The following is a 19,729-nucleotide window of genomic DNA, read 5'->3' on the forward strand; positions in this document are numbered from 1 at the left end:
ATACAGAAAATAACCTGCCACCAAAAGGCAATTCAAAGTCATAGTTCTCAGCCAAAGATGAAAATAGCTCATCATGAAAAGAAAACTGCCGCCCCTGGGGGCACTACGGGCTTTTGACGCGGTCGCCAGACTGCAGAGTTTTAAACTGGCCGCCGAAGAAATTGGCGTTTCGCCGACGGCCATCAGCCACCAAATTCGGCTGCTGGAAAGCCTGCTGGGCGTCAGCGTGTTTGAAAGAACACCGCGCAAGGTGGAATTAACCGACGACGGCAAGATCCTGCAACAGGCCAGCGCGAAGGCGTTCAACCTGTTGCAAACGGCGGTGGAAAACATCGGTGAACGCCAGCGGCCGGCGGTATTGACCTTGTCTGCCACCACGGCGCTAATCACCCACTGGCTGGTGCCGCGTTTGCCGGCGCTGATGCGGCAGTTTCCCGCCATCGACCTGCGGTTGCACGCCGATGACCGCATTGTGGATTTACGCAGCAAACAGATTGATGCGGCGATCCGCTACGGCAACAGGCCGGATGACCTGCTGTCGCCGCGATTGCTGCAACAGGACCGCTTCGTGCTGGTCGTCAGCCCGCAGTTAAATGTCGCTTCAATCGCGGATCTGTTGCAAACCACGCTGATACACATCGATGGCCGCCAGGTGCCGCAACCCTCCCCCGATTGGCCGCGTTGGCGCAGCGAGTTTGGCCCGGCGGCGCTGACGGTCGACGCCGGCCCGCGCTTTACCGACGAAGCCCACGCCATTCAGGCGGCAATCGCCGGCCAGGGCGCGGTTATCGCCAGCCAACTGATGGTGCAGCATGCGCTGGAGAGTGGCGTGCTGGTGGCGCCGTTCGAGTACTCGCTGCCGGGCGCCGCACATTATTTTGTCAGCAACCCCGACGGCAAGCACAGCCGCGCCGTAGCGCAACTGGCAGACTGGTTTGAGAGTGAGATGGCGGATCCTGAGAAGGCGAGCGCGTGAAGGGATATTTTCAACCGAATGAATTCTTTCGACATTAGACAATCAGTTCAGAGTATTCAGGCTGAAGCTTAATTTTTCCTTAGGGCGAGTTAATTTATGAGCGAATGCAAAAAATAATTTAATACGAATCGTTTTCACTATCATTATGACTGTTCTTGGCTACAATCGGGCCTGCTTGCGCTTGCCAGGCGATATTCGCTTTTCTTCTTCGACCTCCAAAAAGGATAACAGTATGAAGCTGCGTCTTTCTTCTCTAGGCCCCGTTGCCCTGCTCGCCTCATCAATGATGCTGGCGTTTTCCGCTCATGCGGCCCCTGCCGATGACGGCATCGTTATTTATAACGCCCAGCACGAAAACCTGGTGAAATCCTGGGTGGATGGCTTTACCAAAGACACCGGCATCAAGGTGACTCTGCGTAACGGCGGTGACAGCGAGTTGGGCAACCAACTGGTGCAGGAAGGCAGCGCATCCCCCGCCGACGTTTTCCTGACGGAGAACTCCCCGGCGATGGTGTTGGTGGACAACGCCAAGCTGTTTGCCTCGCTGGATGCCGCGACGCTGGCGCAAGTCGAACCGCAGTACCGCCCACAGCATGGCCGCTGGATCGGCATTGCCGCCCGATCAACCGTATTCGTCTACAACCCGGCGAAACTGACCGAAGCGCAATTGCCTAAATCACTGCTGGATCTGGCCAAGCCGGAATGGAAAGGCCGTTGGGCCGCGTCGCCGTCTGGCGCAGATTTCCAGGCGATCGTCAGCGCGCTGCTGGAGCTGAAAGGCGAAAAGGCCACGCTGGAATGGCTGAAAGCGATGAAAACCAACTTCACCGCCTATAAGGGCAACAGCACGGTGATGAAAGCGGTCAATGCCGGCCAAATCGACAGCGGCGTGATCTATCACTATTATCCGTTCGTCGACGGTGCCAAGACCGGCGAAAACAGCAAAAACGTCAAACTTTATTACTTCAAACACCAGGATCCGGGCGCGTTCGTCAGCACCTCCGGCGGCGGCGTGCTGGCTTCCAGCAAACACCAACAGCAGGCTCAGGCTTTCGTGAAGTGGATCACCGGCAAGAACGGCCAGGACATTCTGCGTACCAATAACGCCTTCGAATATGCGGTAGGCGTGAACGCAGCTTCCAATCCTAAACTGGTGCCGCTGAAAGAGCTGGACGCGCCGAAAATCGACGCTTCGCAGCTGAACGGTAAAAAAGTAGTTGAACTGATGACCGAGGCCGGGCTGCTGTAAGCCGGTTTTAGAGAGTTTTTACCTTATGTCGAATATTGGCCTCAACGCCACCGGCGCCACGACGCGTTACACCACCACCCGGCGGCATCAGCAGCCGGGGCTGTTTATCGTGGCGGCCGCCCTTTTACTCTCCCTGTTGGCCCTGTTGCCGCTGGGGTTTGTCGTCAGCGTGGCGTTTGAAACCGGCTGGCAGACGGTAAAAGCTCTGGTATTCCGCCCCCGGGTGGCCGAACTGTTGCTCAATACCCTGTTACTGGTGGTCTTCACGCTGCCAATTTGCGCCATTCTGGGGGTCACACTGGCCTGGCTCACGGAGCGCACCACGCTGCCGGGCCGCCGCATCTGGTCGCTGCTGGCGACCGCACCGCTGGCGGTTCCGGCATTCGTGCAAAGCTATGCCTGGATCAGCCTGGTGCCCTCGATGCATGGGCTGGGAGCCGGAGTATTCATTTCGGTCCTTGCCTACTTCCCGTTTATTTATCTGCCTGCCGCAGCGGTGCTGCGCCGCCTGGACCCCGGCATTGAAGACGTCGCCACTTCGCTCGGTACCCGGCCGTTGGCGGTGTTTTTCCGCGTGGTGCTGCCGCAGCTCAAACTGGCGACCTGGGGCGGATCGTTACTGATCGCGCTGCATCTGCTGGCGGAGTACGGTCTGTACGCGATGATCCGTTTTGACACCTTCACCACCGCCATTTTCGATCAGTTCCAGTCCACCTTTAACGGCCCGGCAGCCAACATGCTGGCCGGGGTGCTGGTGCTGTGCTGCCTGGGTTTACTGCTGCTGGAGGCCGCCAGCCGCGGCCGCGCGCGTTATGCCCGGGTCGGCTCCGGCAGTGCCCGCAGCCAAACCCCCTACCGCCTGGGGCCGGTGACGACTCTGCTTGCCCTGTTACTGCCATTGAGCCTTAGCGCGCTGGCGCTGGGCGTGCCCTTTATCACCCTGGCCCGCTGGCTGACGCTGGGCGGGATTGAGGTCTGGCGCAATACGGATTTACTGCCCGCGTTGCTGCAAACGCTGTCGCTGGCCGCCAGCGGCGCGTTGCTTATCACGCTGTGCGCCATCCCGATGGCCTGGTTGTCGGTTCGTTATCCGGCACGGCTGTATCGGCTGCTGGAAGGCTGCAATTACGTCACCAGCTCGCTGCCCGGCATCGTGGTGGCGCTGGCGCTGGTGACCATTACCATTCACAGCTTCCGGCCGATTTATCAGACGGAAATCACCCTGCTGTTGGCCTACTTGCTGATGTTTATGCCACGGGCATTGATCAACCTGCGTGCAGGTATTGCCCAGGCACCGGTGGAGTTGGAAAACGTGGCGCGCAGCCTTGGCCGCTCGCCGGCGCAGGCGCTGTGGAGCACCACTTTGCGGCTGGCCGCACCCGGCGCGGCGGCCGGGGCAGCGCTGGTGTTTCTGGCGATAGCCAATGAGCTGACCGCGACGCTGCTGCTGGCGCCGAACGGTACCCGCACGCTGGCGACCGGCTTCTGGGCGCTGACCAGCGAGATCGACTACGTGGCGGCTGCACCTTACGCACTGATTATGGTGGCGTTATCGCTGCCATTGACCTGGCTTCTTTATTCTCAATCTAAACGCACGGCGGGATTATGAGCACGCTTCAACTGCAGGGTATCGGTAAGTCCTATAATTCGGTCAAGGTACTGGAGCACGTGGATTTGCAGGTGGCACAGGGCAGCCGTACCGCGATTGTCGGCCCTTCCGGCTCGGGAAAAACCACCTTGCTGCGCATTATCGCCGGCTTTGAAATACCGGACAGCGGCAAGGTTATCTTGCAAGGCCTGCCGATGGCCAACGGCAGCGGCTGGGTACCGGCGCATCTGCGCGGCATTGGCTTTGTACCGCAGGACGGCGCGCTGTTCCCGCACTTTACCGTGGCCGGGAATATCGGTTTCGGCCTGAAGGGCAGCAAGCGTGATAAGCAGCGGCATGTTGATGCGTTGATGGACATGGTGGCGCTGGATCGGCGGTTGGGCGCGCTGTGGCCGCATGAACTTTCCGGCGGGCAACAGCAGCGGGTGGCGCTGGCGCGCGCGCTGTCCCAGCAACCCAAGCTGATGCTGTTGGACGAGCCCTTCTCCGCCCTGGATACCGGCCTGCGCGCCGCAACCCGTAAAGCGGTGGCGGAACTGCTGGCGGAAGCCAAGGTGGCGTCAATTCTGGTGACCCACGATCAGTCGGAGGCGCTGTCGTTTGCCGATCAGGTCGCGGTGATGCGCAATGGTCGGCTGGCGCAGGTGGGCCCGCCGCAGGATCTCTATCTGCGGCCGGTGGATGAACCGACCGCCACCTTCCTGGGGGAAACCTTGGTGCTTTCCGCCAAACTTGAACACGGCTGGGCCGATTGCGTTCTGGGCCGGATTGCGGTGGACGATCGCCGCCGTCAGGGGCCGGCCCGCATTATGCTGCGCCCGGAACAGATCCAAATCAGCCTGTCCGAGCCGGCGCAACAGGGCCAGGCGGTGGTCACCAGCATCGATTTCGCCGGTTTTGTCTCAACCCTCAACCTGCGCATGAGCGGCAGCGACGCTGCTATCGAAATCAAAACCGTCAGCCGCGAAGGCATCCGCGCCGGTTCCCACGTCAGCCTGAATATTATCGGGCAGGCGCATATCTTCGCCGAGTAACGTTATAGGGCGGTTCGCCGCCCCGATCATTCAGCCTCCACCTATCGCAGCCATTGCTTAGTAAATCCCCCTTCATCAACTACGATTACTCTGTGACCGATTCATTCACTTGAAGGTCCAGAAGGTAACCCATCGAGGATTATCATAATTATTCATGCTATTTAAGCCGCCCTTCTTTAAGGCAGCTAAGAAAGGTTAATTATGGCACGTACTACCCCTATCGAACGCTACCGCAATATCGGCATCTCGGCGCACATTGATGCCGGCAAAACCACCACCACCGAGCGGATTCTGTTTTATACCGGGGTCAGTCACAAGCTGGGCGAAGTGCACGACGGTGCGGCCACCATGGACTGGATGGCGCAGGAACAAGAGCGCGGCATCACCATTACCTCGGCGGCGACCACCTGCTTCTGGAACGGCATGCAGCATAATTATCCGCAGCACCGCATCAATATTATCGATACCCCAGGACACGTTGACTTTACCATCGAGGTCGAGCGCTCAATGCGCGTGCTGGACGGTGCGGTCATGGTCTATGACTCGGTGGGCGGCGTGCAGCCGCAGTCAGAAACCGTCTGGCGGCAGGCCAATAAATATAAAGTGCCGCGGCTGGCGTTCGTCAACAAAATGGACCGCGTCGGCGCCGACTTCTTCCGCGTGCGTAAAATGATGATCGAACGTTTGAAAGCCAATCCGGTGCCGATCGTCATCCCGATTGGCGCCGAAGACCACTTCACCGGCGTGGTGGATTTGGTGCGCATGAAGGCCATCCTGTGGGACGAAGCTTCGCAGGGCATGAGTTTCAGTTTTGAAGAGATCCCGGCCGAACTGCGCGATTCTGCACAAGAATGGCGGGATAAAATGATTGAAGCTGCCGCCGAAGGCTCGGAAGAGCTGATGGACAAATACCTCAACCAGCAACCGCTGAACGAAGAAGAGATTGTTCGCGGCCTGCGCCTGCGCACCATAGCCGGTGAAATCCAACCGATGCTGTGCGGCTCGGCCTTCCGCAACAAGGGCGTACAACGCATGCTGGACGCGGTGATCGAACTGATGCCCTCACCGCTCGACGTTCCGCCGATGGAAGGCCATGACGAGCACGACAATATCATCATCCGCCGGGCCGCCGACGACGAAAAATTCTCGGCGCTGGCGTTCAAGCTGATGACCGACCCCTTCGTGGGCCAACTGACCTTCATTCGGGTGTATTCCGGCGTGCTGGCCAAAGGCAACAGCGTCTATAACCCGATCAAAGACAAAAAAGAGCGCATTGGTCGCATCGTGCAGATGCACGCCAACGATCGCAAAGAGGTCGAAGAACTGCACGCCGGTGATATCGCCGCCTGCGTGGGGCTGAAAGACGTCACCACCGGCGACACTCTGTGCGACCCTAACGCCATTATCACGCTGGAGAAAATGGTGTTCCCGGAACCGGTGATTGCGCAGGCGATTGAACCGAAAACCAAAGCCGACCAGGAAAAAATGGGCATCGCGCTACAGCGCCTCACCTCCGAGGACCCGTCGTTCCGCGTACGCACCGACGAAGACTCCGGTCAGACCATTATTTACGGCATGGGCGAGTTGCACCTGGAAATTATCGTCGATCGCATGCGCCGTGAATTTGGCGTGGCGACCACCACCGGCAAACCGCAGGTGTCTTACCGCGAAACCATCCGCAAACGCGTGGTCGACGTGGAGGGCAAATTTGTGCGGCAGTCCGGCGGTAAAGGCCAATATGGCCACGTGGTGTTAACGGTGGAACCGAACGAACCGGGCAAAGGCTTCGAGTTCTTCGATGAAATCAAGGGCGGCGTGATCCCGGGCGAATATATTCCTGCGGTGAAAAAAGGCGTGCTGGAGGCGCTGAACAACGGCGTGCTGGCCGGCTATCAAATGGTTGACGTCAAAGTGCATCTGACCTTCGGCTCATACCACGACGTCGACTCCTCTGAGCAAGCCTTCCGCATGGCGGCGATCTTTGGCTTTAGAGACGCCTGCCGCGAGGCTGACCCGGTGATCCTGGAGCCGATCATGGCGGTAGAGGTGGAAACGCCGGAAGACTATGCCGGCAGCGTGATGGGCGACCTGTCGTCGCGGCGCGGTCTGGTGCAAGGCATGGAGGATATCCCCGGCGGCGGCGGCAAGGAGATCCGCGCCAAGGTGCCGTTGTCCGAGATGTTTGGTTACTCAACCACCCTGCGCTCGATGTCCCAAGGCCGCGCGACTTACACCATGGAGTTCAGCCACTACGCCGAAGCGCCGCGCAACGTGGCCGAAGAGATCATTCACCACAGTAAACGTTAAGGGGTTCACTGCCTGCCGCCTACGCGGCAGGCGTCACTCTTTCTCTGCCAACCGCACGACCACCGGCTGCGGCTTGATGCGCATCGCATACACCACCCCGATCATCAGGCAGGCGATACCGCACAGCGTCAACAGCGGCGGCCACGTCTGGCGCAGCATGAAGGTGTAGGCCAGCCCCGCCAGAATTTCGAAGACGATCAGTGGCCCCACCAACACCGTCGGCAAGCGCTGGCTCGCCTCATTCCAGCACAGCGCGCCAATCCACGAACACAGCATGCCGATGGCAATCATCAACGGGACAAACACGTCCGGCCTTGGCCCAAACGGCAGCGCGAATTCCGGCTGAGTGAAAGCCAACTGGCCGCAAACCAACAGGTAACCCGCCAACGCCAGCGGCAAGGTGACTACCCCCTGCGCCGTCGCCCAGGTGGCTGGCCTTTGGTCTGGGTTTTCCCGCAGCCAGCGGGCATTGCGCAGCGGGTACCAGGTCCAGCAAGCCACCGCCAACAGCGCCAGCCCCAGACCGCTGATATAGCGCCAGAGATCGAGCGGTGCCGTATTGCCCTTCAGTTCGGCGACGTTGACGAACGCCAGCCCGCAGGCGATCAACACCAACGCCGGCGTTAACTTCCGCCAGGAAAGCCGCCCGTCATGCCGGCTGTAGAACAGGTTGGCGGTGACCGAAATCACCACCGGCAGCGTGCCGATAATCATGGTGGAAACCGGCGCGCCGGTGCGTTGAATGGCGCTGGCCAGGCACAGGTAATACAGCAGGTTGCCGATAGCCGTCAGTTTGAGCGCTTCAAGCCAGTCTTTACGCTGCAGCTTTCGCAACCGGCGGCGATCGAGCCATGCCAACGGCAAGGCGATCAGGCCAAAGGCCAGGTAACGCCCGGTGGACTGTAACGCCGCAGGATATTCGGGGATTAATACCGGGCCGACAAAAATCAGCCCCCACATCAGCCCAGCCGAGAGGGCAAATAACACGCCAACAAACATAATGACTCCATCAACCCGTGAATACATTTCAGGGGCAGCGTAGCCTAATTGCTCGTGGCAATATTGTAGCAGGTTGCTGTTTTAGCGGGCCAACCTGGGAAACTACGTTAAGCCTGTTTTTTGTATGGTGATATTTTAGCCGGTCTTGGTAGATCTCTTAGTGGGCTGATCTGATGAACCGAAAGCCAGGCGTAGAGTATAAGTCTTAATGTCTACAGGCCATGCTGCAATACATTGTTCAAGTTTGGTACGATTGTCTGCGAAAAGCGCACGAATTCCATCCTCATAGCCAGGCAAGTCTCCGGCGATCGCCTGCATGAACTGATAAGCAGCCTCATGAGCTGCCCGTTTTTGTTCACGCGCCCCCTCCGAATGCATGGCTTCGTCTACCAGACGCCTGAGTATAGCGGATGCGCTGCCGGGTCGGGTGGTTAGCCAGTCCCATTGACTGGGCAGTAAGGTTACCTCGCGAGCAACGACACCTAATTTTGGCCGACCCCGCCCTTTCGATTCTGCAGAATCGTCTTCCACCGTCTCTGCCGATTTGTCCCGGCGGGTGGCATAACGCCCCGTAAATTGCTGGGGAGGACAGGAAAGCCTCTCTACAACGTCAGCATCGGACCCTCGCAGGTCCAAGTCGATCACGCTACCTGTCATATCATCAAAAACAAGAAATGTTCTTAACGATCCCTTTTCGAGCTCATTTTTAACGGCAAGTGCAACCTCAACCAACGGACCTGAGAACAGCAACTGTTGGTCACCAAAGGCTGTCGAAGCCTTCGACAGGTATTCAGACATGCATTCAACCTCAATGGGATGTTAAGGACCCTTAATATACCCGGATAAAATTAATAGTAAATATGATGAAGACAGCTTCATTCTGATTAGTCACCTTTTTGACGACACCCGCGAAACTTGTAACTACCGGTGACTCATAACAACAGTAAATTCAGACTATAACCCCATTTAGCGATGATGAGAGGCCCTCTTCCAGGGGCTGTCTGCCCCATTCGCCATCAACCCCAAATTTTCATGCGGTACCGCGATAAGTATATTTACCCGGGTATTATTGACAGGGAATATTATCCGGGTATTATTCGTGAAAACGCATACCGCTGACAACAACACCATGACTTACCGGAAACGAAGAGGAGGGATGATGACAGACAAACAAGCGCTGAAACGGCAGTACCTGGACACGAAAACCCGAGCGGGGGTGTATGCGATCCGTAACAAGATTACGGGGCGAGTATTAGTTGCAGGCAGTGCTAACGTTCAAGGCACACTCAACCGGCATCGTTTTGAACTGCGATATGCGCAACATCGAAACATGAGACTTGCGCAGGATTGGGTCGAGCATGGTGAGAGTAACTTTCTCTTTGAGGTACTCGACAGGGTTAAAGCCAGTGAAGATCCCGCTTTCGATACCGCGCAGGAATTGGAAATGTTGGTGAGCCTGTGGCGCCAGGAAATCCGCTGCCCCGACCAACTTAGCTACGACGAACCCAGGAAGAAACCTTGATGAACACAAATCTCGATTTTTGTTTGGCGTTATATCGTGCTCACGCCAGTCTGCAACTTAAGCTTGACGATGAATTGGGCACATATCATGGCATCAGCTTCAGTGACTTTACGCTACTGAATGTTATCGCGAGATCGGACGGCGATCGGGTAAATATCTCAATACTCGGGGAGCAGGTTGGTAAACCGCAATCAGCTGTTGTGCGTCAATTGATCGTTCTCGAAAAAATTGGCCTCGTAGCACGCGACAGCACCAATGGGCTTCGTCAGGTCGTGCTTCGCGCGCCCGGCCGTGTATTGGTGAACGTGGCGCGTGAAACCGCAGCGAGTGTTGGCACAAAAGCTCTCGAGTCATTTACCCCGGCAGTGGTTGCAACTGTTTTCGCCGCAATGCTAACGCTGGCAGATGCGCCTTAATACTCTCCTGAGCAACGCCGTCAGTATCGAAAAGCTGGGCATACATTAATGGCGATACTTAGCGGGCCATGACCTGTTTTTGATAGCGCACGGGCGTGACGCCGTAACGGTTGGCGAAAGCACGGGTTAAATGCGCCTGATCGGTTAGCCCCGCAGCCGCGGCTACCTGCGCGGCCGGCATGCCGCGCCCCAGCATCAACTTGGCTTGCGCAAGGCGGATCGCCATCAGCATCTGCTGGGGCGATACATGGTATTCGCCTTTGAATTTGCGCAAAAAATGATACGGACTGAGCGACACCAGCGCCGCCAACTGATCCAGCGTAATAGCGGCGGAAAAGTTATCGCGCAGGTAGGTTTTGACGATGTCAAAACGGTGTGCCGGTTCATCTTTCAGCGGCCGGGCGATACGTGCGTGGGGGCGGAAAATCGCAACCACTTGCAGCAGCAGGTCGTCAATCGTCATCGGATCCCGCGCTTGCCACAGGGCGGCCAACGTCGCCGAGAGTTGCCGCGCCGCCTGCGGATCCTGGCGTACCGCATCGGTAAACCAAAACCCCTGCTCGCCGGACAACAACTCCAGCGCCCCGGGTTCAAGATAGAGCATCCGATAATTCCAGCCACCGGCCGTTTCCGCCTCGCCGGTGTGCAGCTCATCCGGGTTCATCAGCACCAGCGAACCTGGTGCCGCCAGATGCTGTGCGCCACGATAACGGAAACGCTCGGCGCCGACATCGACGGTGCCGATGGCGAAAGCGTCGTGGGTATGCGGTTCGAAGACATAACGCTCGATATGGGCGTGGTAAAGCTCTACGCCCGGCAATTGCGGCAATTGCCGGAACTGTGCGCAATCTTTTTCGAAGGGGAACTGCTGTGGAACACCCTGCACTCTACCTCCATCTCCTGCAACCGCCCTGCATCAAGGCCGAACCTGGCTTGTATGATAGTCAAACCAACGCCGTTTGAGTAGTGCGCAACGCAGTTCCCTGGACGATCGCGCTCATTCGGCGTAGGGTATTTTACCCATCGACTGGCGCCTGTTGAGCGGCGTCAGCGGCTTTGATTATCCCGCCGCAGAGCGGGAAACGGTGTTTAACTCCCTGAAAGTAAGAGGCAACAATGTATCCAGATACTCAACTCTATATTGACGGACAATGGCGCAGCGCAGTTGCCGGCAAAACCCTGCCGGTCACCAACCCCGCTACCGATGAGGTCATTGGCAACGTGGCGCACGCCGCACAGGCCGATCTCGATTTGGCGCTGGCCGCTACCGAACGCGGTTTTAAACTCTGGCGCGACACCTCCGCCTATCAGCGCGCCATCCTGATGCGTAAAGCCGCCGCCTTGCTGCGCGAACGCGCAGACTCTGTCGCCGCCATCATGACGCAGGAACAGGGTAAACCGGTAGCGCAGGCCAAGGTTGAGATCCTTAACTCGGCGGACGTCATTGACTGGTTTGCCGGCGAAGCCAGCCGCACCTACGGCCAAATCATCCCTGCCCGCAGCCGCGATGTTCAACAGCAAACCCTTAAGCTGCCGGTCGGCCCGGTTGCCGCCTTTACGCCGTGGAACTTCCCGATCAACCAGATCGTGCGCAAGCTGTCCGCCGCGCTGGCTGCCGGTTGCTCGATCATCATAAAAGGCCCGGAAGAAACCCCGGCCTCACCGGCAGAGCTGATCAGAGTCTTTGCCGACGCAGGTATCCCGGCCGGCGTGATCGCGCTGGTGTACGGCACCCCGGCGGACATCTCCGAATACCTGATCCCGCACCCGAGCATTCGCAAGATCTCGTTCACCGGCTCCACCCGCGTGGGCAAACATTTGGCGGCGCTGGCCGGGCAGCATATGAAAAAGGCCACCATGGAACTGGGCGGCCACGCGCCGGTGTTGATTTTTGACGATGCCGATCTCGACGCCGCCGCCAAAGAGCTGGCACTGGCCAAGTTCCGCAACGCCGGCCAGGTCTGTATCGCCCCAACCCGTTTCCTGATCCAGCAAGGCGTCTATGAAGCCTTTGTAGAGAAATTCACCGCAGCGGTGCGCGACATCAAGCTGGGCAACGGATTGGATGAAGGCGTGACCATGGGGCCAATGGTGCTGGAGCGCAGCGTCGCCGCCATCGACGCCTTCGTGAAGGACGCCATCGACCAGGGCGCCAAGGCCAGCACCGGCGGCAACCGTCTGCCGGGCAGCGGCAACTTCTTTGAGCCAACGGTGCTGCGCGACGTCCCGCTGAGCGCGCGGGCGATGTCTGAAGAACCGTTTGGCCCGGTCGCCCTGCTGCGTCCGTTTGCCACCTATGAGGAAGCGATAGCCGAGGCCAACCGTCTGCCCTACGGTCTGGCCGCTTATGCCTACAGCCGCAGCATCGCCACGGTAACCGCGCTGGGGCACGATGTGGAATGCGGCATGCTCAGCATCAACCATATCGGTTTCGGCCTGCCTGAAACGCCGTTTGGCGGGGTGAAAGACTCCGGTCACGGCACCGAAGGCGGCAGCGAAGCGATCGAGTCCTATCTGGAGACCCGCTTCGTCACCGTCGCTGGCCGTTAAACTCCCGCAGCCGGAAACGCCAATGCCCCGCAGTCCAAATGCGGGGCATTAGTTACACCAGGCGCAACATTCAGCACACTAACAAAAGGTTAAGCGGCCTTGTCGAACAGCACCCGTGCCGCCGGGGTTAACCCCAGCATATGGATGCAGGCATGCACCATGCCCGGCAACCGCTCGCAGCGCACCGCCACCCCGTCCTCACGCAGCCGTTGCGCATACAGCTCGGCCTCATCGCGTAACGGATCGTACTCACAGCTCAGAATGGTCGCCGGTGGCAATCGCCCCAAGGTTATTGCATGCAATGGCTCGGCGTAAGGGTCACGCGGTTTCTCCTCTTTACCCAAATACGTCTCCCAGCAAAACGCCATCACTTCCCGGGTCAAGAAATACCCCTGCGCGTAGTCGTCGTAACTGGCGGTATTCATCGCGCCGCTCAGCGCCGGATACAGCAACAGTTGATGTTCGATTTGCGGCCCTTCGCGGTCGCGGGCCAGCAACGCCACGGCCGCCGCCAGATTGCCGCCTGCGCTGTCGCCGCCAACCGCGATGCGCCCGGCGATAATCCCCAGCTCATCCGCCTGCTCAACCACTGCGCACAATGCCTGGTAAAAATCCTCCAGCGGCCGAGGGAACGGATGCTCCGGCGCCAGCCGGTAATCGACCGACAGGATCAATCGGCCCGTAGCATTAGCCAGCGCCTGGCAAGGCCGGTCATACAGCGCCAACGACCCCAGGCACCAGCCGCCGCCGTGGGCGTACAACATGGCTGGCAAGGATTCTTCCCCCGCGCTCAGCGGAAGATAAGCGCGAATGGCGATGTTATGGCCGTCGTTGGCGGTTATCGCAAAATCCCGCACCCCGCAGCTCGCTTCCACTTCGCCCTGCAGTTGCAACAGCCCGGCCTCGGCGGCGGCGCGCATCTCGGCCAGGGAACCGGGTGCCGCAGCACCTGCCGTATCCGCCAGAAAACGGGCAATCTGCGTATCAAGCGGCATCGGTCTGCGCCTCCGACAAGAATGGCACCACCAGGGCGATAAACGCCTCGTGACACTCTTCGGTAATAAAATGGCCGCAGCCGGCGACCGTCTCGCCCCGCAGATCCACGGCGTTATCCCGTAATGTGACAAAAGGCGCATCGCCTGTGGCGTGTTCTGCGCCGATGGTCATCACCGGCATCTCGAGCCGGGTCTCGGCACGCCGTTGGTTTTGCCGCACGGTCTCGGGAATGGCGCGGTAGTAGTCAAAACCGGCCCGCAGGCTACCCGGTGCAGAATAAGCGGCAATATAAGTTTCTGCGGCCACCCGATCGCGGCGATAAGACCAGCGGTTAAAGATGTAGCCGAGATACTCCCTCTCGCGCCCCAGCGTCAAGGCCTCCGGCAGATCCGCCAGTTGGTTGAACATGAAATGCCACAGGAAGATGTTTTGGTCCGGCGACACAAAAATCGGCGGTGCGGGGGCCAGCCCTGGGATCACCGCTTCGGTCAGCACCAGTCTTTCCACCGCCTGCGGATAGTCGCTGGCCAGCGCATAGCCGATCCACATGCCAATATCGTGGCCGACCAATGAATAACTTGGGTGCCCAAGCTGCAGCATGGTCTGGTGCAACACGGCGGCGACGCTGCCGGTGTCGTAACCGCCGGTGGGCTTATCCGAATCGCCGATACCCGGCGGGTCCACCGCAATCGCCTTAAAGCCGGCCGTTGCCAGTGCTTGCATCACATAGCGCCAGGTATACCAGGTCTGCGGCCAACCAGGGATCAGCAACACCGGCCGGCCTTCGCCGAGGGTGACGCAGTGAATGCGGTTGCCGTTGACCCGTGCATAGACGTGTTCGGGTTCAGGTCCATTCAGCATGGACCCGTTATTTTGCATTTTCATGGGTATTCTCCGGGGTGGAATAGCGCGGCTCAGCGCAGACCGAGCAAGGTATTGATCTGTTGCTGGTCAACCGGCGCGCCGGCAAAGTCATCAAACACCTTGTCGGTGACGTTGATGATATGGTCGCGGATAAAAGCCGCCCCTTCACGGGCGCCGTCCTGCGGGTGCTTAAGGCAACATTCCCATTCCAGCGTCGCCCAACCGGCGTAGCCGTGCTGCGTCAGCCGGGAGAAAATGCCTTTGAAATCCACCTGGCCGTCGCCCAGCGAGCGGAAACGCCCGGCGCGTTCGGTCCACGACTGGTAACCGCCATAAATGCCCTGTCGGCCGGTTGGGTTGAACTCGGCGTCCTTGACGTGGAACATGCGGATAAAATCTTTATAAATATCGATGTAATCCAGGTAGTTCAGCTGTTGCAGCACAAAGTGGCTCGGGTCGAACAGGATCTGGCAGCGCGGGTGGCCGCCGACGCGCTGATGAAACATTTCAAACGTCACGCCGTCGTGCAGGTCTTCACTGGGGTGAATTTCATAACACAGGTTTACGCCCTGCTCGTCGCAGGCATTGAGCACCGGCAACCAGCGTTTCGCCAACTCATCGAACGCCGTCTCTATCAACCCGGCCGGGCGCTGCGGGAACGGAAACAAATAGGGCCACGCCAGTGAGCCGGAAAAGGTGCCCATGTCGCTCAGCCCCAGCCGCGCGGAAGCTTTGGCCGCCAACAGCAACTGTTGCCGCGCCCATTCGCCGCGCGCCTGCGGGTTACCGTGCAGCGCCGGCGGCGCAAAGCTGTCGCACAACGCGTCATAAGCCGGATGCACCGCCATCAACTGACCAAAAATGTGGGTGGTCAGTTCGCTGACTACCAGCCCCTTGTCTGCCAACATGCCGATCAGTTCATCGCAGTATGTCTGGCTTTCCGCTGCGGTAGCCAAATCGAACAGGCGACGATCCCACGCGGGGATTTGCAGCGCTTTAAAGCCGGTGTCCGCCGCCCATTGCGCAATGGCGGGCAGGCTGTTAAAGGGGACGGCATCGTCACTGAATTGTGCGAGATGCAGGCTTGGACCTTTCAAGGTTTTCATCGTAAACTCCAATTGGTTGTCGATTGACAAACAATAGGCTCAAATGAATCCCGCAGCAAGCAGATTTTAGAAATTCGTTGGCGTCAGAGGCGATTTAAGCGATCCTATCTCACTGAATGACAGGCAAACAGGAGCCGACCGATGGCAGGCAGACCACGCGAATTCGACCGCGAACAGGCATTACTGAAAGCACGGGATCTCTTCTGGCGTCAGGGATACGAAGGCACTTCGATGTCGGATCTGGTGGCCGAGCTGGGTATCGCCTCAGCGCGCATTTACAAGGCGTTCGGTTCGAAGGAATTGCTGTTCCGCGAAGCCATCGCCAGCTACGAAAACCATGAAGGCGGCTTTGCCGAGCGCGCGTTCAGCGAGGAAAGCGGTGTGCGGGCGGCGATAAAGCGCCTGCTGGAAGACGCGGTGGCACTCTACAGCCGTACCGATCTGCCGCAGGGTTGCATGGTGGTCTCTTCCGCCGCCAGCGTCAGCGCTGAAAACAACGGCATCAAAACCTGGCTGGCGGAACACCGCCTGCTGCGTACCCAAGGCATTATTGAGCGGCTGCGGCTGGCGGTGAAAAACGGGGAGTTACCGGCGGATACCGACGCCGACAGCCTCGGTGATTATTTCGCGGTCTTTTTGCACGGATTATCGATACAAGCCCGTGACGGCGTCACAAAAGAACGGCTGCTGACGGCGGTTAACGTGGCGTTGTCCGCGCTGGACAGCCGGCATTAATTCTCGGGTAAATCAATAATCACCAGCGTGCCGTGGCTGCCCGCCAACACGCGGTGCGGTACGCCGGCCGCGGCCTGATACAGTTGCCCGGCGTTCACTGTAATTTCCTCGCCCTGCACCGCCAACCGCAGTTTGCCTGCGATCACCAGCAGCGCCTCATGGTATTCGTGAACCTCATCGTCAATGGCACGCTGATCCATTCGCAGCACTTTGATATTGGCCGAACCGACGCGCCCCAGAATGCTGGAACCCCATGCCTGCGGCAAACCGGCAGCCAGAGCAGTAAGATCGAATAGTGACATAGATCCTCAGAGCAAAGCCGCGCACATCGCGCCACCGCACTATAGCGCGCGCCATACCTGCGGCTAAATAACCGTTGCTTTTAACCTATAACCAGGCCGTCACACCGGTACCCGGCGGCTGATCTCCACCACCTGATCGCTGGGGAGATAGTAGTAATCCGTCACGTGCATGCCGTTACGCACCATCAGCGCAAAGATGCTGCGCTGCCACGCCGGTAATCTGTCGTTGTCTTCGCGGCGCACCACGGTTTCATGCCCCAGGTAATAGGTGGCGTCGTCAAAATTCAACCCGGTTTTCTGCGCCTCTGCGTGGTGCAATAATCGTGGAATATTGGGCCGCTCCATAAAGCCGTAACTGGCCACGCCGCACCAGCAGCCCGGTGATAACTGACGCATCACCAGTCGCTCGGTGTTCGCCACCCGTGGTTCGTTCACAATCATGATGTTCAGCGCCAACACATCGGCGTGCAGCGAGCCGTTACGTTTGACGTGCCATTTCATCACCGGCGGCGTGCCATTCAGATTACGCGTAAGAAATATCGCGGTACCCGGCACCCGAGGAATGGCCTGCGCTTTGATCTGCGCCAGGAAATCCGCCAGCGGCAGGCTCTTTTCACCGAGCGTGCGTGAAGCCGCCGCCACGCCGCGATGCCAGATCAGCATCACGCCATAAACCAGACTGGCCAGCAGCAACGGCACATAACCGCCCTGCATCACCTTGCTGAGGTTTGCCAACAGGAAACTGAGATCGACGATAAAGAAGCCCCCCGCAACCAACAAACTGGTGACCATTCCCCAACGCCACACCTCACGCATCGCCACAAACAGCAACCCGCTGGTCATGATCATGGTGAGCGACACGGCGATGCCGTAGGCGGCGGCCAGGTTATCGGAGGATTTGAAGAACACCGTCAGAAAGACCGTCACCGTCATCAGCAACCAGTTGATGGCGCCGATGTAAATTTGGCCATAGCTCTCCTCGGTGGTTTGCTTCACCCGCAGGCGCGGCAACCAGCCAAGCTGGATAGCCTGACGGGTCATGGAAAAGGCCCCGCTGATGATCGCCTGGCTGGCGATGATGGTGGCAAGGGTAGCCAGGATCACCAAGGGTATTTGCATTATCGGCGGGCACAGGCGGAAGAAAATATTCTGGGTCACATCGGCACCGGAGAGGATCAGGGCGGCCTGCCCGGCATAATTCAGCAACAGGCTGGGGAACACGATGCCAAACCAGGCGAGCCAGATCGGTTTTTTGCCAAAGTGACCCATATCGGCGTACAACGCTTCTGCGCCGGTGACGCAAAGGAACACCCCGCCCAGTACCAGAAAACTGGTTAATCCATTGGAGAACAAAAACGCCACGCCGTACTCTGGGTTGATGGCCATCAGCACCGCCGGATGTTGGATAATACCCCAAACGCCCAGAGCGGCGATCGAGAAAAACCACAGCGCCATGATCGGGCCAAACACCTTGCCGATACGCGCAGTGCCCAGTGGCTGAATGGCGAACAGACTGACCAGAATCACTACCGCCGCCGGTAAAATGAAGGGTTTGGATTCGGGCAATACGATGTTCAACCCTTCCAACGCCGACAATACCGAGATCGCCGGGGTGATCGCCCCATCGCCATAAATCAGCGCCGCGCCGAACAGGCCGGCAAAGACCACCATCGGCCGGGCGCTCTTTTTGCTGACCAGCAGCGACATCAGCGCCATTATGCCGCCCTCGCCGCGGTTATCGATCCGCATGGCGAACATGGCGTATTTGAGCGAGGTCACTATCACCAGTGTCCAGAAAATCAGCGACAACAATCCGAGAATCACCGGTGCGGACGGCGCATCGCCAGACAGATAAAGCACGGTTTTCAGGGTATACAGCGGGCTGGTACCAATATCGCCGAACACCACGCCCAACGCGCCACCGGCCAGCAGAGGCAGGCTCATTTTTGGCGTTTGTTCCAACTCGTTTTCTGCAGTCATCGGACACCCCTGTTGGCCCATTGCACTCTATTCAGGATAGTCAATTCAGGCAGTTAGCGCGTGTATCTTTATTGGCCTGCGGCCTCACGCAGCAACCATTTTTGCAGGTTCAGCCCCTCTTGCGACAGCTCGCTGTCTGCCCGCACGCACAGGTAATAATCGCGACCATCGTCAATCGGCCTGTCAAACAACTTAACCAGTTCGCCGCTGTTAAGATAGGGTTCGATCAGCGGCTCGCGCATCAGGGCGCAGCCCAGTCCCGACTGCACCGCCGCCAGCGTCAGCAGGCCATCCTCAAACATCGGCCCGGTGCTGCGCAGCGGCCGCCTGACGCCGGCCTGCTGGAACCATTGCATCCAGGTATTGCGTTCTTCGTCGTGCAACAACGGCAGCGGCAAAAGTTGATCCGGCGTATCCAGCACCCCGTGCAACCTGATAAAGCTGCGGCTGCATACCGGCACCATTTTGCCGGACATCAGTTTTTCGCTGCGATAGCCGGTCCATTGCCCCACGCCAAAGCGAATCGAAATATCGGCGGCGTCACTGAGATAGTTACGGTGGTTGGCATACACCACGTTGATGTCGATATCGGGATTCTCACGCAAAAAACCGTGCAAACGCGGAATAAACCAGCCCATGCCGAACAGCGGGATAAGGCTGATGGTCACCTGCCGGGAGGCCGATTGCTCACGCACGTGCTCCGTCGCCTGGCGCAGCACGTTAAACGCCGCACGGATCGAGCGGTAATACTCGCGTCCTTCGCTGCGCAGAATCAGGTTGCGGCCCTGCCGCTCGGTGAGCGGCATTTGCAGAAAAGCCTCCAGCGTTTTGAGCTGATGGCTGACCGCCGAAGGCGAGATCGCCAGTTCCTTCGCTGCCGCGGTAATGCTGCCCAAGCGGGCGATAGCCTCGAACGCCCGTACGGCGCGCAGCGGCGGATCGTTCGGCAGCAGTGCCTCGTACTCTTCTGTTTTTTTCATATATTGACTATTTTGGTAAAAAATCGGCCGTGAGTTAAAATTAATATACAAATAAATCAATAAATTAAAAACACACATTTTTTGTATAAGAAATTATTTTTCCG

The 19,729-nt window shown here is 58.5% G+C and carries 18 protein-coding genes; 9 read left to right on the forward strand and 9 right to left on the reverse strand.

All coding sequences use genetic code 11. From position 1 onward, the window contains the following. Nucleotides 1–73: 73 nt before the first annotated feature. The 5 genes from JEM67_RS14670 (at nt 74) to fusA (ending at nt 7,175) form a co-directional block, all read left to right on the forward strand. Complete coding sequence (locus tag JEM67_RS14670; protein ID WP_199635955.1) at nt 74–976, forward strand: LysR substrate-binding domain-containing protein; 903 nt, start codon at nt 74–76, stop codon at nt 974–976. 232 nt (nt 977–1,208) lie between these two features. Further along, the gene (locus JEM67_RS14675) at nt 1,209–2,225 is read left to right on the forward strand and encodes an iron ABC transporter substrate-binding protein (protein WP_199635956.1); all 1,017 of its coding nucleotides are present in this window, start codon (nt 1,209–1,211) and stop codon (nt 2,223–2,225) included. Nucleotides 2,226–2,250: 25 nt separating this feature from the next. Continuing rightward, nucleotides 2,251–3,834 carry an ABC transporter permease gene (locus JEM67_RS14680; RefSeq protein ID WP_199635957.1) on the forward strand — a complete coding sequence of 528 codons (1,584 nt, stop codon included), beginning with the start codon at nt 2,251–2,253 and terminating at the stop codon, nt 3,832–3,834. Then, nucleotides 3,831–4,868 (forward strand): ABC transporter ATP-binding protein, encoded by a 1,038-nt coding sequence (locus tag JEM67_RS14685; protein WP_199635958.1) that lies wholly within the window; start codon nt 3,831–3,833, stop codon nt 4,866–4,868. Before JEM67_RS14680 ends, JEM67_RS14685 begins: the two co-directional genes overlap by 4 nt. A 201-nt stretch (nt 4,869–5,069) precedes the next feature. After that, entirely contained in the window at nt 5,070–7,175 is a 2,106-nt protein-coding gene (gene fusA / locus JEM67_RS14690) for an elongation factor G (protein WP_199635959.1), read from the forward strand. Nucleotides 7,176–7,208: 33 nt separating this feature from the next. Here fusA and JEM67_RS14695 read toward each other — a convergent pair whose 3' ends face one another. Both JEM67_RS14695 and JEM67_RS14700 read right to left on the reverse strand, forming a co-directional pair. Then, on the reverse strand, nt 7,209–8,174 hold the full coding sequence (locus JEM67_RS14695; RefSeq protein WP_199635960.1) for a DMT family transporter: 966 nt from the start codon (nt 8,172–8,174) through the stop codon (nt 7,209–7,211). Nucleotides 8,175–8,309: 135 nt separating this feature from the next. After that, nucleotides 8,310–8,972, reverse strand: coding sequence for a DUF2239 family protein (locus JEM67_RS14700; protein WP_199635961.1), 663 nt, complete (start codon nt 8,970–8,972; stop codon nt 8,310–8,312). 361 nt (nt 8,973–9,333) lie between these two features. On the opposite strand from JEM67_RS14700, the gene JEM67_RS14705 reads away from it, so the two are divergent. Together JEM67_RS14705 and JEM67_RS14710 are read left to right on the forward strand one after the other, a co-directional pair. Further along, nucleotides 9,334–9,696, forward strand: coding sequence for a GIY-YIG nuclease family protein (locus tag JEM67_RS14705; RefSeq protein ID WP_199635962.1), 363 nt, complete (start codon nt 9,334–9,336; stop codon nt 9,694–9,696). Next, the gene (locus JEM67_RS14710) at nt 9,696–10,112 is read left to right on the forward strand and encodes a MarR family winged helix-turn-helix transcriptional regulator (RefSeq protein WP_199635963.1); all 417 of its coding nucleotides are present in this window, start codon (nt 9,696–9,698) and stop codon (nt 10,110–10,112) included. The genes JEM67_RS14705 and JEM67_RS14710 overlap by 1 nt, the downstream gene beginning before the upstream one ends. Nucleotides 10,113–10,170: 58 nt before the next feature. Here the strand turns inward: JEM67_RS14710 and JEM67_RS14715 are convergent, their stop codons facing one another. Next, entirely contained in the window at nt 10,171–10,998 is an 828-nt protein-coding gene (locus tag JEM67_RS14715) for an AraC family transcriptional regulator (protein WP_199635964.1), read from the reverse strand. Between the two features lie 230 nt (nt 10,999–11,228). Here JEM67_RS14715 and JEM67_RS14720 point away from each other — a divergent pair, with 230 nt between their 5' ends. After that, nucleotides 11,229–12,662: an NAD-dependent succinate-semialdehyde dehydrogenase gene (locus JEM67_RS14720; protein WP_199635965.1), complete on the forward strand. Its 1,434-nt coding sequence runs from the start codon at nt 11,229–11,231 to the stop codon at nt 12,660–12,662. An 89-nt stretch (nt 12,663–12,751) separates the two neighbouring features. On the opposite strand, the gene JEM67_RS14725 is transcribed toward JEM67_RS14720, so the two are convergent. Genes JEM67_RS14725 through JEM67_RS14735 form a run of 3 tightly spaced genes read right to left on the reverse strand, consistent with a single transcriptional unit; the run spans nt 12,752 to nt 15,628 of the window. Further along, nucleotides 12,752–13,657: an alpha/beta hydrolase gene (locus JEM67_RS14725; protein ID WP_199635966.1), complete on the reverse strand. Its 906-nt coding sequence runs from the start codon at nt 13,655–13,657 to the stop codon at nt 12,752–12,754. Next, complete coding sequence (locus tag JEM67_RS14730; protein WP_199635967.1) at nt 13,647–14,543, reverse strand: alpha/beta fold hydrolase; 897 nt, start codon at nt 14,541–14,543, stop codon at nt 13,647–13,649. The genes JEM67_RS14725 and JEM67_RS14730 overlap by 11 nt, the downstream gene beginning before the upstream one ends. A 29-nt stretch (nt 14,544–14,572) precedes the next feature. Next, nucleotides 14,573–15,628 (reverse strand): sugar phosphate isomerase/epimerase family protein, encoded by a 1,056-nt coding sequence (locus JEM67_RS14735; protein ID WP_199635968.1) that lies wholly within the window; start codon nt 15,626–15,628, stop codon nt 14,573–14,575. Nucleotides 15,629–15,769: 141 nt separating this feature from the next. Between JEM67_RS14735 and JEM67_RS14740 the strand changes: the two genes are divergently transcribed. After that, complete coding sequence (locus JEM67_RS14740) at nt 15,770–16,363, forward strand: TetR/AcrR family transcriptional regulator (RefSeq protein WP_199635969.1); 594 nt, start codon at nt 15,770–15,772, stop codon at nt 16,361–16,363. On the opposite strand, the gene JEM67_RS14745 is transcribed toward JEM67_RS14740, so the two are convergent. The 3 genes from JEM67_RS14745 to JEM67_RS14755 form a co-directional block, all read right to left on the reverse strand. Then, nucleotides 16,360–16,665: a cupin domain-containing protein gene (locus JEM67_RS14745; RefSeq protein WP_199635970.1), complete on the reverse strand. Its 306-nt coding sequence runs from the start codon at nt 16,663–16,665 to the stop codon at nt 16,360–16,362. The genes JEM67_RS14740 and JEM67_RS14745 overlap by 4 nt on opposite strands. Nucleotides 16,666–16,764: 99 nt before the next feature. Next, nucleotides 16,765–18,645: a potassium transporter Kup gene (locus tag JEM67_RS14750; RefSeq protein ID WP_199635971.1), complete on the reverse strand. Its 1,881-nt coding sequence runs from the start codon at nt 18,643–18,645 to the stop codon at nt 16,765–16,767. Between the two features lie 68 nt (nt 18,646–18,713). After that, nucleotides 18,714–19,625 carry a LysR substrate-binding domain-containing protein gene (locus tag JEM67_RS14755; protein WP_370576152.1) on the reverse strand — a complete coding sequence of 304 codons (912 nt, stop codon included), beginning with the start codon at nt 19,623–19,625 and terminating at the stop codon, nt 18,714–18,716. Between the last annotated feature and the right edge of the window lie 104 nt (nt 19,626–19,729).

Source organism: Serratia sp. PAMC26656, assembly GCF_016469055.2.
In the GTDB taxonomy this organism is placed as follows: domain Bacteria; phylum Pseudomonadota; class Gammaproteobacteria; order Enterobacterales; family Enterobacteriaceae; genus Serratia; species Serratia plymuthica.